This window comes from Nocardia sp. NBC_00403 (assembly GCF_036046055.1).
Classification (GTDB): Bacteria; Actinomycetota; Actinomycetes; order Mycobacteriales; family Mycobacteriaceae; genus Nocardia.
On record NZ_CP107939.1, the window covers coordinates 5,116,129 to 5,132,299 of the forward strand.

General features: G+C 67.4%; 3 protein-coding genes. All 3 read left to right on the plus strand.

The window, feature by feature from the left end; genetic code table 11:
- The first annotated feature begins 367 nt into the window (after positions 1-367).
- The 3 genes from OHQ90_RS22640 (at position 368) to OHQ90_RS22650 (ending at position 16,039) form a co-directional block, all read left to right on the plus strand.
- Positions 368-14,122: a non-ribosomal peptide synthetase gene (locus OHQ90_RS22640; RefSeq protein WP_328400571.1), complete on the plus strand. Its 13,755-nt coding sequence runs from the start codon at positions 368-370 to the stop codon at positions 14,120-14,122.
- Positions 14,119-15,114: an ATP-binding cassette domain-containing protein gene (locus OHQ90_RS22645; protein ID WP_328400573.1), complete on the plus strand. Its 996-nt coding sequence runs from the start codon at positions 14,119-14,121 to the stop codon at positions 15,112-15,114. Before OHQ90_RS22640 ends, OHQ90_RS22645 begins: the two co-directional genes overlap by 4 nt.
- A 142-nt stretch (positions 15,115-15,256) precedes the next feature.
- Positions 15,257-16,039 carry an ABC transporter permease gene (locus tag OHQ90_RS22650; RefSeq protein WP_328413042.1) on the plus strand — a complete coding sequence of 261 codons (783 nt, stop codon included), beginning with the start codon at positions 15,257-15,259 and terminating at the stop codon, positions 16,037-16,039.
- Positions 16,040-16,171: the final 132 nt, after the last annotated feature.

Sequence of the window (16,171 nt, forward strand, 5' to 3'; positions counted from 1 at the left end):
ATGCCACGTCCAATAACCGAACATTCGGTATTTTTTGGGGCAGGTGTGACTGGCGGACGCCCGCCCCGCGGTCCTGTGCGCCATTCGCCAGACTGTAGCTGGAGCTGAGATTTACTGCCCTGCTTGTCGCCATACCCCGCCGTCTAGGGCCTATTTTCGCCGAAATTGCCAGTTTGCGGAGACGTAGCTGACGAAAGTGACTTGCCGCCAACGGCGTTGGATGTGAAACAAATCCAAAACGTCGGCCATCCGGCCGATGTGATGCTCCGAATCATAGGGCGTGGATCACGTCCTACGGCTGGCGCGTGCGCGTCTGCTGTGGCGGTGCTCGGGGAGTGCGTCAACAGCGGCAGAAATGGAGTGATTGATGAGTTCATTGGCCACGGACCGTGTAGCCCAATGTTCTTCCGGTGAATTCTCGGCCCAGCCCTTTGCACTCTCGCCCGCGCAGACGGCCCTGTGGTATGCGCAGCGGATCCGCCCCGATGTGCCGCTCACGATCGCTCAGTATGTCGAGATTCACGGCGATCTCGACATCGGCATGCTGCTCTATTCGATCGAACGTTTCGGCGCCGAAACCGAGGTCGGCCATGTGCGCCTGGTCGAGATCGACGGTGTCCCGCACCAGGTGATCGATCCGGAACGGCGCCCGGGCTGGGCCAGGATCGATCTGCGCGAGGAGGCCGATCCGCACGCCGCCGCGCTGCGCTGGATGAACGAGCATGCCAGCTCGCCGATCGATCTGGAACACGATCCCCTCACGGCCAATGTGGTGCTGCGGACCGGCGATTCGGACTACATCTGGTACGCACGTGCCCATCACATTGTTATCGACGGCTACGGTGCGATGAATGCGCTGACCCGCACCGCCGAGATCTACACCGCCATCGAGGGCCACACCGAACCGGTGGTCTCGCGGGCGACGCCACTGGCCACGATCTACGCCGACGCGTCCACCTACCGCGATTCGAGCCGGTTCCGCACCGACCGCGAATACTGGCACGAGCAGTTGGCGGGTGCGGGCGAGCCGATGACGCTGTCGAACGTGAACGACACCACCGCGGGGCTCGAAGCGGGCAGGCGACGCGCCACGGCCGTCCTCGACGACGCGACCTCGGCGGCGATGGATGCGGCGACGGCCGCGTGCGAAACACACAACTCGACCCTGTTCGTCGCGGCGCTGGCCAGCTATGTGCGGTCGGTGACCGGCAATCCCGACGTGGTACTGAGCCTGCCTGTCTCGGCGCGCACCACCGTTGCGCTGCGCCGTTCGGCCGGTGTGGTGTCGAATGTGGTGCCGATCCGGTTGCAGTTCGGTCCCGAGACCACCGTGCGCGATGCGGTCCGTGCCGCCGAACTGCAGATCACCGGAGCGTTGCGTCATCAGCGCTATCAGCATGACGACATCCGCCGAGACTGCGGCTACTCCCGCGACGCCCGCGGATTCTTCGGACCGATGGTCAACATCATGCTGTTCCATACCGAGCTGAAGTTCGGCAGCCTGCTCGGCACGCTGCACGTGCTGGCGACCGGCCCGGTCGAGGATCTATCGATCAACCTGTACAACGGCGATGGCAACCGCATCCATGTCGATTTCGAGGCCAACTCACGGCTCTACGGTGATGCCGAAGTAGCAACGCACCACAGCCGCTTCCTCGATTTCTTGACCAGGTTCCTCGCGGCCGAACCCAGCACCCCGGCGTTGTCGCTGACGGCGATCACCGATGCCGAACGCGAACGCGTGCTGACCGGGTGGAACGCCACCGAGACGTCGGCCCGACAAGGCACCCTCGCCGGCCTGTTCGCCGATCGTGCCGTGATCTGCCCGGAGGCGACGGCACTCGAATTCGGCGACGAGACACTGACCTACCGCGAGCTCGACGAGCGCGCCAACCGGCTGGCCCGGTTGCTCATCGCGCGTGGCGCGGGCCCCGAATCCGTGGTTGCACTGTGCCTGCAGCGCAGCACGGAACTCCTCGTCGGTATGTATGCGATCGTCAAGACCGGTGCGGCCTACCTGCCGCTGGACCCCGACCACCCGGCCGAGCGGATCGAGGAGATCCTGCACCAGGCCGAACCGGTATGCGTGTTGACCGCCGCACGTGACGAGCTCACCCTGCCCACGGGCACCGCGCAGCTGGCCATCGATACCGTCGAGCTGTTCGCATTCGATGCGCGCCCGATCAATGACATCGACCGGCGCGCACCGTTGCGCGCCGATCACCTGGCGTACGTCATCTTCACCTCGGGCTCGACCGGAAAGCCCAAGGGCGTCGGCGTGACTCACGCCGCGATCGTCAACCGGCTGCGCTGGATGCAGCACGAATATCCGCTCGACGCTACCGATGCGGTACTCCAGAAGACTCCGGCCACTTTCGATGTGTCGGTGTGGGAGTTCTTCTGGCCCTTGCAGATCGGCGCCCGACTGGTGATCGCGGCACCGGATGGGCATCGGGATCCCAGCTATCTGGCCCACACCATCGCCGAAAAAGGTATCACCACAGCACATTTCGTGCCGTCTATGCTGTCGTTGTTCGTCACCGATACCGATGTGCGCGGCTGCACCGGGTTGCGTCGGGTCTTCTGCAGCGGTGAGGCGTTGCCCGCGGCCACAGTCCGTGATTTCTACGCGGCGCTGCACGGAACGCAGCTGCACAACCTGTACGGACCCACCGAGGCCGCGGTCGATGTCACCTACTGGCCCTGCCCCGTCGACCCGCCGAGTGTGCCGATCGGATCACCGGTGTGGAACACCCAAACCTATGTGCTGGATTCGCGATTGCAACCGGTGCCGCCGGGGGTGGCGGGGGAGCTGTATCTTGCCGGAGTTCAGCTCGCTCGCGGTTACCTCGGTCAGCCGCGGCTGACCGCGGATCGTTTCGTGGCCAATCCGTTCACGCCGGGCACCCGGATGTACCGGACCGGTGACCTCGCGCGTTGGCAGGCCGACGCGACGGACCGCGGTGTCCTCGAGTACCTGGGGCGCAGCGACTTCCAGGTCAAGATCCGCGGCCTGCGCATCGAACTCGGCGAGATCGAGGCGGCTCTGCTCGAGGACGAGCGGGTCGCGCGTGCAGTGTGCGTGGCTCAGGCCGGACGAACCGGTGACGAACTGCTCGGATACGTCGTGCCTGCCGCGGCGGCGAACATCGACGCCGCGAGCCTGGACACCGGCGCGCTGCTCGCGGTCCTGCGCCGTAGTCTGCCCGGCTACATGGTGCCTTCGGTGCTCGTGGCGCTCGACGAACTACCGCTCAGCCCGAACGGCAAGATCGACCGCAAGGCCCTGCCTGCGCCGACCCACGCCCATCGTCCGGCGGGCCGGTCCGCCGCCGAGCCGCGCACCGAGGTGGAACGGGTGCTCGCGGACATCTTCGCGGAGGTTCTGCAGACCGACGATATCGGCGTGGAGGACAGCTTCTTCGACCTCGGTGGCAACTCGCTGATCGCCGCGCGGGCGGTGGCCCGAATCAACGCCACGCTGGGTACCGGTCTCACCATCCGAGACCTGTTCGAGGCTTCGACCATCACCGCACTGGCCGAGCGATTCGCCACTCACAACCCGGACACGTTCTCCCCGAAACTGGTCCCAGTCGGACGCCCGGCAAGGATTCCGCTCTCGCTGGCCCAACAACGACTGTGGATCCTGAACCGATTCGCCGAACACGCCGCCGCCTACAACATGCCGCTCGCGGTCCGGATCGACGGCCCGCTGGACCACAACGCACTGCGGGCCGGACTCGTCGACCTGATCGAACGTCACGAGAGCCTGCGCACCACTTTTCCCGACTCGGCCGAGGGGCCCTGGCAGGTAGTGCATCCGGCCGCCGAAATCCCGCTCACCCTCGATCCGATCGATGCGGTCGGTTCGGACGTGGCTGCGCTCGCCGCCGAATTCGCCGGGTACGGTTTCGATCTGCGTAGTCAGGCGCCGATCCGGGTCGCGCTCTGGCACACAGGGTCCGACCAGCATGTTTTTCTCGTTGTGCTACACCACATCTGCGGTGACGGCTGGTCGATCGCGCCGCTGGCACGAGACCTGATGACGGCCGTCGCCGCCCGGTCGATCGGCATCGCGCCGCAGTGGACCCCGCTGCCGGTGCAGTACGCCGATTTCGCACTGTGGCAGCGGGAGCTGCTCGGCGAGGAAGCCGATCCGGCCAGCGCACTGAGCCGACAGTTGATCTACTGGCGCACGGCACTGACGGGCCTGCCCGATCAGCTCGATCTGCCGCTGGACCGCCCGCGCCCGCTGCGCCGGTCGACCGCCGGTGATCGGGTCGAGTTCACGATTTCCCCCGCGACCCGCCGTGCCGCGACCGAACTGGCGGCGGCGCGAGGCGTGAGCATGTTCATGGTCCTGCATGCCGCGCTGGCGACGTTGCTCGCGAGGCTGTGCGCGACAACGGATATCGCTATCGGCACGCCGATCGCGGGACGTTCGGACCCGGCGCTCGACGACTTGGTCGGCATGTTCGTCAATACCCTTGTCCTGCGCACCGATGTGGATCCCGCCGCCGGCTTCGACCGGATGCTGGATGTGGCGCGCGAGACCGACCTGAACGCCTTCGCCAACGCCGACGTCCCGTTCGAGCGTCTTGTCGAGGTTGTCAACCCGGAGCGCTCGGCAGCGCGCCATCCGTTGTTCCAGGTGATGCTGTCCTATGACCGTGCGCCGGAGATGCGCATCGATTTGCCCGGCGTGCGGGTCGAGGTGCTGCCGATCGAATCCGATGTCGCCAAGTTCGATCTGCAGCTCGAGATTCACGACAGCGTCTGCGATGGGCCGCTGGCCGTCGAATTCGGCTATGCCACCGATGTTTTCGACAGGCGCACGATCGAGAGTTTTGCGCGCAGGTTTGTCGCCGTGCTGAATGCGGTGGTGGCCGCGCCGACCATGCCGATCGGCGATCTGGAGATTCTCGACCGACGCGAATCCGCGAACCTGGTGCCGATCGCCAGTTCGCCCGCCGAGCCGACGATCAGCCTGGCCCGACTGCTCACCGATATCGCCGAGCGCCTGCCCGACGCGGTCGCGGTGCGCTACCTTGGCGTCGACACCACCTATCGCGAGCTCGACGAGCTGTCCAATCGCCTGGCACGAGCCCTGATCGAGCACGGTGCGGGCCCTGAGGTCGTGGTCGCTATCGCACTGCCGCGCAGCCTCGACTCGATCGCCGCGGTCTGGGCCGTCGCCAAGACCGGCGCCGCCTATGTGCCGATCGACCCGAGCTACCCGGTCGAGCGGATCGGGCACATGATCTCCGATTCGGGCGCAATACTCGGCCTGACCATCCCGGACTGCCTGCCCGCCATGCCGGCCTGGCCTGCCGCCCGCGGTAAGCACCACAAGACCTACGTCGACTGGCTGGTGCTCGGCTCCGACGCACTGGAGACCGAATGCGCGGACTACTCCACCGGTCCGATCACCGACGTGGATCGTCACCACCCGATGCGCACCAGCCATCCGGCATATTTCATCTACACCTCCGGTTCCACCGGACAGCCGAAGGCAGTCATCGTCACGCATGCCGGGCTCGCGTCCCTGGCCAGCGAGCAGATGTATCTGTTCGGCGTGACGGATTCGGCACGGACACTGCACTTCTCCTCGCCGAGCTTCGACGCGTCGGTCCTGGAGATGCTGCTCGGCTTCGCGGCGGGCGCGACGATCGTGGTGGCGCCGGCAGGGATCTACGGCGGCGCCGAACTCGCCGCGCTGCTGCGCGAGGAGCGGGTGACCCACGCCTTCATCACCCCGGCGGCGTTGGCGACCGTGCCGCCCGAGGGCCTACCAGACCTCGATGCGGTCATCGTCGGCGGTGAGGCATGCGCAGCGGATCTGGTCGAGACCTGGTCGGCCGAACACCGCATTCACAACATGTACGGACCATCGGAAGCTACTGTCGCCGCGACCGCGAGCAGGCCGATGGTCGTCGGCGCACCCGTGCCGCTCGGTCTTCCTGTCCGTGGCATGCGCCTGTTCGTGCTGGACGGGCGGCTGCATCCGGTCCCGCCCGGGACACCCGGCGAGCTGTATCTTTCGGGCCCCGGCCTGGCCCGCGGCTACCATGGCCGCTACAGCCTTACCGCACAACGCTTCCCGGCCAATCCACACGGCAGGCGAGGTGAACGGATGTACCGGACCGGTGACCTGGTGGTCGCCGATTGGACCGGGCACCTGCGCTTCCTCGGCCGCGCTGACGACCAGATCAAGATCCGTGGCTTCCGCATCGAGCTCAGCGAGATCGATCACGTGCTGCGCGCGCATCCAGGGGTGCGCTCGGCGATCACCATTGTGCACATCGACGAGCAGGGTCAGCCCCGGCTGGCGGCCTACCTGACCGCCGATGCGGCGGTCGACGCCGCCGCCGTCAGCGAGACCGCGCGGCAGCGACTGCCGGGATATATGGTGCCTGCTTCGGTCATCGTGCTGGACGAGATGCCGGTCAGTCCCGCGGGCAAGCTCGATCGAAAAGCGCTGCCGGAACCGGTCTTCGCCGCGCTGGGATCCTCCCGCGCGCCGAGCACGGAGCTGGAGTGTCGCGTCGCGGCGGTGTTCGCCGCTATTCTCGGGCGGCCGGTGACCGGTGTGGAGGACAGCTTCTTCGACGTCGGCGGCAACTCGCTGCTGGCCACCAGGCTCGCCGCCGCGCTACACGCGGAATTCGGTGTCGACCTGCCGGTGCGGGAGATCTTCGAGGCGCCGACGGTCGCGGGCGTCGCCGAGCGCATTACGGAAGCGCCCCGGACGCAACGGATGGCGCTGGCTGTGCACACCCCACGTCCGGGACGCATTCCATTGTCGCTGCCGCAGCAGCGACTGTGGTTCCTCAACCGATTCTCCCCCGAATCCAGCGCTTACAACATCGCATTCGTCATTCGAATCGACGGCGATCTGGATGTCGCGGCGCTTCGTGCGGCCCTCACCGACGTAGTGGATCGCCACGAAGTGCTTCGGACGGTGTTCCCACAGGACAACATCGGCGCTCAGCAGATCGTGCTGCCGACTGCGCGGGTTGTGCCGACCCTCGCGCCGACCGTCACCGACGAGACGGGCGCGGACCTCGCGCTGCACACGCTTGCATGCCGCGGTTTCGATCTGACCAAGGACATACCGCTGCGAATCATGCTGCTGAGCACCGGATCCGAGCGTCATCTGCTCGGCATCGTGGTGCATCACATCGCCGCGGACGGCTGGTCGCTCTACCCGCTGACCAAGGACCTGGCTACCGCCTACGCGGCGCGACACGAGGGCGGCGCGCCCGCGTGGGCGCCGCTGCCGGTGCAGTACGCCGACTTCGGGCTGTGGCAGCGGGCCTGCCTCGGCGAGGAGTCCGACGACCAGAGCATCGCGGGCAGTCAATTGGAGTACTGGCGCACCGCGCTGGCCGGTCTGCCCGACGAACTGCCCTTGCCCTATGACCGCCCGCGCCCCGCCGACCCGACGTTGCGGGCCGGGACGGTGCGTTTCACGGTGCCGGAGCCGGTGCAGCACGCACTCGGTGAGCTGGCCCGTGAGCAGGGCGTGAGCCTGTTCATGGTGCTGCGCTCCGCACTCGCGGTGCTGCTTCGCTGCGTGACCGGCGGTCGTGACGTGGTGATCGGTACCCCGGTCGCGGGCCGCACCGACACCAAACTCGACGAGCTCGTCGGCATGTTCGTCAACACCCTGGTGCTGCGCTCCGACGTGAACCCCGACACCTCGTTTGCGGCGCTGCTGCGCGCGGACCGGGACACCGAGCTGGCCGCCATGGCACACGCGGATATTCCGTTCGAGCGCGTCGTCGAAGAACTGGGTCGCGAGGCGCGGGCCACCAGTCGTCACCCGCTGTTCCAGGTGGCGTTGACGGTGCAGGACGCGGCGGCCCCCACCCTGGAATTGCCCGGCCTCGCGCTGCGCGCCGAGGAACTGGACATCGCGCTGGCCAAGTTCGACCTCGAGCTGCGAGTCGCGCATTTCGGCCGTGACGGAGGGCCCGGTGAGCCGGGCCGCGAGTTCGAATTCGTCTTCGCCACCGAACTTTTCGATGCGGCGACTATCGAGACCCTGGCCGACCGCTTCCTCAGGGTGTTGGCCGCTGTCACGGCGGACCCGCGAGTGCTGGTGCGCGACATCGATGCGCGGACCGAGAACGAACGGCGCACGCTCGCACCGGCTCACGGTGGTTCGACCACCCCGCAGTGCACCCTGGCCGCTTACTTCACGGCGACCGCGCAGGTGCACGGGCACCGTACGGCGGTGCGCTACGGCGCCACCTCCCTCACCTACGCCGAGCTCGACCGGCGCTCGAATCGCTTGGCGCGCGCATTGATCGGGCGCGGCCTGGGCACGGGGGATCGCGTCGCGCTGGGGCTGACCCGCTCCATCGAATCGGTCGCCACCATGCTCGCGGTGGCCAAGTCCGGCGCGGCGTTCGTTCCGATCGATCCGAAGTACCCGGCCGACCGGATCCGGCACATGCTGGTCGACTCCGGCTGCTCGGTCGGCGTGACAATGTCCGAACACGCCAACTCTCTGCGGACGAGCGCGGCCGTGGACGACATGTCGTCGGCCGGCCCCGCGACCATCACGGAGTGGCTGCTGCTGGACGATCCAGAGTTCCTTGCGGAGCTGGACCAGCTCGACGACAGCCTGGTGGACGATGTGGACAGGCTGCGGACGATGCGTATCAGTGAACTCGCCTATCTCATTTACACCTCCGGTTCCACCGGCAAACCCAAAGGCGTCGCCGTCACGCACAGCGGCCTGTCGAACCTCGCCGACGAGATCCGCGAACGCATGCAGGTCGATCGGGATTCGCGCACGCTGCACTTCTCTTCACCGAGTTTCGATGCCGCCCTTTTGGACCTGCTACTCGCGGTGGGATCTGGTGCCACGATGGTGATCTGCCCGCCGGACACCTACGGCGGCGACGAACTCGCCGCGCTGATGGAGCGTGAGCGCGTCACCCACACCTTCATGACCCCGGCCGCGCTGGCCACCATCGATCACGATCGGTGGCCCCTGCCGAACCTGCGCGGGCTGATGGTCGGTGGCGAGGCTTATGGTTCGGACCTGGTGGCCCGCTGGGCACCGGGACGGCAGCTGTTCAATGTCTACGGTCCCACCGAGACTACCGTCGTCGTCACGTTCTCGAGGCCGCTGGCCGTCGACGAACCGATCACCATCGGTACGCCGGTGCGCGGGGCGCGGGCGCTGGTGCTCGATGAGCGCTTGCGTCCAGTGCCTGTCGGCGTGCCGGGTGACCTCTACATCGGCGGATTCGGCATGACGCGAGGCTATTTCGAACGCCCCGCGCTCACCGCGTCCCGGTTCGTCGCCGACCCCTGCGACCAGGCGGGCTCGCGGATGTACCGCACCGGCGACGTGGTGCGCTGGACGGGTGCAGGCGAGCTGATGTACCTCGGTCGCAGCGACCACCAGGTGAAGGTGCGCGGATTCCGCATCGAACTCGGCGAAATCACCGCGGCGCTCGCCGAAAGCGAGTACGTGCGGTTCGCACACACGGAGGTGCGGCATATCGCGGGCGTGGATCGGATCGTCTCGTTCGTGCAGGCAGCCGACGACGCGGTGGGCGTGGACATCGACAAGGTCCGCGCCAAGGCCACCGAACAACTGCCCGCGCATATGGTTCCGGCGATCATCACCGTGCTGGAACGGATTCCGCTGACGCCGACCGGCAAGCTGGACAGTGCCGCGCTGCCCGAACCACAGCTGGTCGCCGACACCGTCGAGCGCGCGCCGGAAACCGAGTCCGAGCGTCTCGTCGCGGGCGTGATGAGTGAACTGGTCGGTGTGGACGCCGTCGGCGCCGGCGACAGCTTCTTCGACATCGGCGGAAACTCGCTGTTGGCAACCCAACTCGTGGCCCGCCTGGCCGCAGCGACGAATATCAGGCTCGAGGTGCGGACCGTCTTCGCGTCGCCGACGGTCGCCGAGCTCGCCACATTGCTCGACTCCGGTCCGGCAGGCGAGGTGGTCAGGCCGGAGCTGGTCCGGCGCGACCGCCCGGAACGAATTCCCTTGTCGGCGGCGCAGCGTCGGCTGTGGTTCCTCAACCGCTTCAACCAGATCAGCGCACAAGGCGCGGCAGCCGACCACACCGCGGGCGCCTACAACATTCCGGTTGTGCTGCGGATGCGCGGCGAGCTCGACGTCGATGCACTGGTCCGCGCGCTGCACGCGGTCCAGCGTCGGCACGAGACCCTGCGCACCGTATTCACCGAGATCGATGGGGAACCGTCACAGGTCGTCCTCGATCCAGCAGCGGCCGCGGTCACCCTGTTCGTCGCGACCGTGGGACCCGAAGACGTGTCCGATGCGGTGCGGCGTTTCGCCGCACCGGGATTCGATCTGGCCGAGACGGCGCCGATCCGGGCCGGACTGATCACGGTGGCTCCCGCCGCCGATCCGGCAGGCGCCGACAACTCGGTGCAGCCGGCCGCGTCGACCGAGAACATCCTGCTGCTGGTGGTGCACCACATCGCCATGGACGGATGGTCGCTGGAACCGCTGGCCGCCGATGTGGCGATGGCCTACCGGGCAGCCTGTGACGAGCAGAGCCCGGAATGGCCCGAACCCGAGATCCAGTACGCGGACTACACACTCTGGCAACAGGACACGCTCGGCACCGAGTCCGATCCTGCTTCGGTGGTGAGTCGTCAGCTGGATTACTGGCGGAGCGCCCTCGAGGGGCTGCCGGAGCTGCTGGCCGTGCCCGCCGATCGGCCGCGCCCGCCCACGCCGTCCTATCGCGGCGGTCTCGTGGAATGCGCGATCGATGGGCTCACCCATCGGGAGCTGCAAACGGTCGCCACCAGCAATAACGTCAGCATGTTCATGGTGCTGCACGCCGCGCTCGCGGTGCTGCTGCACCGGATGACCGCGGCCGACGACATTGCCGTCGGCACACCGATCGCCGGGCGCGGCCACCCGGCCCTGGATCGGATGGTCGGCATGTTCGTCAACACGTTGGTGTTGCGGACCCGCATCGATCCGGATGACAGGTTCACCGACCTGTTGCACCATGTCCGCGATACCGACCTGGACGCCTTCGCGCATGCGGACCTGCCGTTCGAGCGACTCGTCGAGGTGCTCAACCCGGCCCGCTCGCAGGCACACCACCCGATGTTCCAGGTGATGCTCTCGGTGCAGAACCATCCGGCGCGGGTGCTCGAGCTGCCCGGGCTACGGATCGAGGCCGTCGATGTGGACGCCGGGATCGCGAAGTTCGATCTGCAGTTCACCCTCGTCGAATCGCAGACCGCGCAGCGGGAACCCGATGGCATCACACTGTCGGTGAACTACGCGAGCGATCTGTTCGACGAAGAGACCGCGGTCCGGCTCGGTAAGCGGATGGTGCGCCTGCTCGGCGCCATCGCCGCCAATCCGACCACCGCGATCGGCGATCTGGAACTGCTCGATCCTGCCGAGTGGTCCGAGCTCGCTCCCGTGCGCGGGAGCGAACCCGACCGGCCGGTGACCTTCCCGGAGTTGTTCGCACAGGCGGTAGAGGTCGATCGGAAGGCGGTCGCGCTGCGCGCGAACGACACCGAGGTGACCTACGAAGCCCTCGATCGGTGGACCAACCGGCTGGCCCGGGTGCTCATCGGCCGCGGCGTCGGGCCGGAAACCCTGGTGGCGCTGGGGATTCCGCGCTCAATCGAATCGGTGGCGACGGTACTCGCGGTGGCCAAGGCCGGTGCCGCGTTCGTGCCAGTCGACCCGCTGTACCCCGAACAGCGCATCAGTCACATGCTGTCGGATTCCGGTGCGGCGCTGGGCATCACGCTCGCAGAGTACTGGGATCAGTTGCCCGCGGGCGCGGAGTGGATCGTCCTCGACGATCCGGAATTCCGCGCCACGGTGCTCGACTCCTCGGATACACCGATCACGGAGGGGGAGCGGACGTCCGCGCTGCGCATGGACAATCCTGCGTACGTGATCTACACATCCGGTTCGACCGGTACCCCGAAGGGTGTGGTGGTCACCCACGGCGGGCTCTCCAACTTCGCCGCGGAGACCGCGCAGCGCTTCGACGTCCAACCCGGTTGCCGGGTACTGCATTTCGCGACGCCGAGTTTCGACGCCGCGATGCTCGACCTGCTGCTCGCACTCGGCGGCGCGGCCACTCTGGTGATCACGCCCGCCGGTGTCGTCGGCGGCACCGATCTCGCACAGGTGTTCATCGAGGAGCGCATCACCCACGCGTTCATCACTACCTCTGCGCTCGGCACGGTCGACCCGACCGGAGTCACCGAGCTGGCGCATGTGCTGGTCGGCGGCGAGGCGTTGCCGCCGGACCTGGTCACCCGCTGGGCGCCGGGCCGCAACCTGTACAACGTGTACGGGCCCACCGAGACCACCATCGTCACGGTGATCTCGCAACCGATGGTGCCCCGGGGACCGATCACCATCGGCGGCCCGATCCGCGGCGTCAACGCGACAATCCTGGACACCCGCCTGCACCCTGCGCCGATCGGCGTGACCGGTGAGCTGCACTTGGCGGGCAATGCGCTGGCTCGTGGCTATCTGAATCGGCCGGGGCTTACCGCTCAGCGTTTCGTCGCCAATCCGTACGGAAAACCGGGCGAACGGATGTACCGCACCGGCGACCTGGTGCGCTGGAGCGGGCAGGCCGCGTCGGCACACGAGATCGAGTACGTCGGCCGCACCGACCATCAGGTCAAGATCCGCGGCTTCCGTATCGAGCTCGGCGAGATCGACACCGCGCTGGCCCGCCACCCCGCTGTCGAATTCGCCACCACCATCGGGTATCACACGCCCGCGGGCGTCACCGCGCTGGTGGCGTATGTGAAGCCGCGCGCGGGGACCGTCGTCGCCGCTGCCGAGCTCATCGAGCACGTCGCTGAGCTGGTGCCGAATTACATGGTGCCGCAGTCGATCATGCTGATCGACGAGGTGCCGCTGAGCCCGGTCGGCAAGCTGGACCGAAAAGCGTTGCCGGAGCCGGTGTTCCGTGCAGCGGACGGCTACCGCGTACCGGCGACGCCGACCGAGGTTGCGCTGTGCACGGCCTTCGCCGATGTGCTCGGTGTCGAGTCTGTGGGTGCCGACGACGGGTTCTTCGAACTCGGCGGCAACTCGCTGCTCGCCACCAAAGTTGTTGCGCAGCTGCGGGCTTCCGGGATCGACCTCCCGGTGCAGCTGATGTTCGGCGAGTCCAGCCCGGCCGCCATCGCGGCCAGGCTGGACGGACCCGGCACCGCCGCCACGGCCATCGCCGCAGCGCTGGGGCCGGTACTGCCGATCCGCCCGAGCACGGCTTCCACACAGGCGCCGTTGTTCTGCATCCATCCCGCGATCGGGCTGGCCTGGTGCTATTCGGGTCTGCTCGCGCATCTGCCGTCGGACCGGCCGCTGTACGGGCTGCAGGCGCCGCATGTCGCGGGGGAGGACGGGTTCGCCTCCATTGCGGAGGCCGCCGGCCACTACGTGGCGCACATCAAGGCGATCCAGCCGGCAGGTCCCTACCACCTGCTCGGCTGGTCGCTCGGCGGGTTGATTGCGCACGAGGTGGCCGTCCAACTGCAGGAGACGGGCGACGAGGTCGCGCTGCTGGCGATGATGGATAGCTATCAACTCTCCGATGAGTGGCTCGAACACGCCATCCCCGGTGTCGCCGAGATCATCGGCGAATTCGGCGCCGACCTGCTCGCGGACGGCGTGGAGGTCGACCCGGCAATCAATCTGAGCGATGCCGCGGAGCTCCTGCGGTCCCAGCCGGGCCCGTTCGCGGCGCTCACCGTCGAACACCTGGAGCGGCTCTATGCCGGCTACACCAACGGCACAGTGCAGGCGCACTGCTTCCGGCCGCGTACCTTCGACGGCGACCTGCTGTTCTTCACCGCCGCCCATGACGAGATCAACCGAATCGACCCCACCCGCTGCGCGGCGGCCTGGGAGCCGTTCGTCACGGGGCAAATCCATGACCACCAACTGCCGTGCCGACACTCGGCCATGACGACACCGGACTCGCTCGCCGTGATCGGGCCGGTGCTGCGCAGGCATCTCGATGTGCAGCCCCCAGGTCCTCGGCAGCAGCACTGCGAAGGAGGCACACAGGTGAGCGACCCGACCGTAAATGAGGTGCAATCGTGAGTTTGGCGGTGGAAGTACTCGGCCTGGTCAAGAGCTACGGCCGGGTACGGGTGCTCGACGAGATAGACCTACAGATCCCGGCCGGAACGGTGCTGGGCCTGCTCGGTCCCAATGGTGCGGGCAAAACGACGACGGTCCGCATCGTCACCACGCTGCTGCGTCCGGATGCGGGTACGGTGCGGGTTGCGGGCATCGATGTGCTGCGTGATCCCGCGACGGCCAGGCGGCGCATCGGCCTGTCCGGTCAGTATGCGGCGGTGGACGCCAACCTGTCCGGCTACGAAAACCTGCGCATGGTGGCCCGGCTGTACGGAATGTCCCAGCGCCAGGCGACATCTCGTGCGGCCGAGCTGCTGGGTGCCTTCGGGCTCGACCATGCCGCGCATCGCAGGGCGGGCACCTACTCCGGTGGCATGGCACGGCGCCTCGACCTGGCCGGGGCATTGGTTGCCCGGCCCGACGTAGTGGTGCTCGATGAACCGACCACCGGGCTCGACCCGCGCGGCAGGATCGACATGTGGCGCGTCATCGGCGATCTCGTCGATGACGGCACCACGGTGCTGCTCACCACGCAGTATCTGGAGGAGGCCGATCTGCTCGCCGATCGGATCACCGTCATCGACCACGGCCGTGTCATCGCCCGCGGCTCGTCCGACGAGTTGAAGACCTCCATCGGCGGTGACCGGCTCACCATCACGTTGGCCGCCGGGCAGGACGTGCAGCCCGCGCTGACCGTGCTCGCCCAGGTCGGTATCGGCGAGCCGAGCTGCGACGATGGCTCCGACCTGGCATCGGTGGTGGTCGGTGACGGCTCGCGCACCATGGTCGAGGCGCTGCGGCGCCTCGATGACGCCGGCGTGTGCGTCGTGGACGCGACCGTGCACCGCCCGAGTCTCGACGATGTATTCCTGTCCCTCACCGGCACCGCGGCGCGCACATCCGCGAGCCTCGCACCGGAGACCGATGACGCACAAGAGGAGATCCTGTCTTGAGTGACCGAACCGCCGTGCCGAGTACTCGTGAGGTGTCGGCGTGAGTACTACCCCGACACTGGAGCGCGACGAAGCGCCGAAGTCGCCGTCCACGGCGAAAGAAGAAGCAACCCACGGGATTACGCATGAGCCGCGGGCGCGGATCATTCGGGACAGTGCGATCGTCGCCTATCGGAACCTGCTGACCATCCTGCGGGTGCCGACGCTGCTGGTGACGGCGACGATCCAGCCGCTGATGTTCGTGTTCCTTTTCGCGTACATCTTCGGCGCTTCGCTCGGTGGCGGCCAGTACCGCGAATTCCTGCTGGCGGGCATCTTCACCCAGACGGTCGCTTTCAATGCGGCTTTCACGACCGTCGGGCTCGCAGGCGATCTGCACAAGGGCATCATCGACCGGATGCGTACGCTGCCGATGTCACGTCTCGCGGTGCTGATGGGCCGCACTCTGTCCGACCTCGTCGTGAATATCCTGAGCCTGGCCGTGATGGTCGGGTGCGGTTATACGGTCGGCTGGCGGATCAATGGCGGGATCGCCGACGCCGCACTGGCATTCGGGGTGATCCTGCTGTTCGCCTTCGCGATGTCCTGGGTCGGCGCCCTCACCGGTCTGCTCTCGCCGACCGTCGAGGTAGCCCAGAGCGCGGGCCTGATCTGGCTTTTCCCGCTCACGTTCATCTCCTCCGCCTTCATCTCCGCAGAGGCACTGCCCGGCCCGCTGCGCACCGTCGCCGAATGGAACCCGATCACCGCGGTCTCGGCTGCGGGCCGAGAACTGTTCGACAACGGCGCGCCACCCTCGTTCGTTCCCCCGACCGGCTGGGCCGCCGAGCATTGCATCGAGTACGCCGTCGGCTGCTCGCTGCTGATCCTTACCATCGTCGTCCCGCTGGCCCTGCTGCGCTACCGGAAGGTCGCGAGCCACTAGCCGATCGAGCGATCGGCCACTGCCGCGGTGGGTGTCGTCGTTGGGTAAACGAGCACCTCATCGTGCCGAACAGCGCGGAACCGGCCTGCCGAGGAATGTGGCAGACCGGTTGCTGTCGTGCATGGGTCCGGC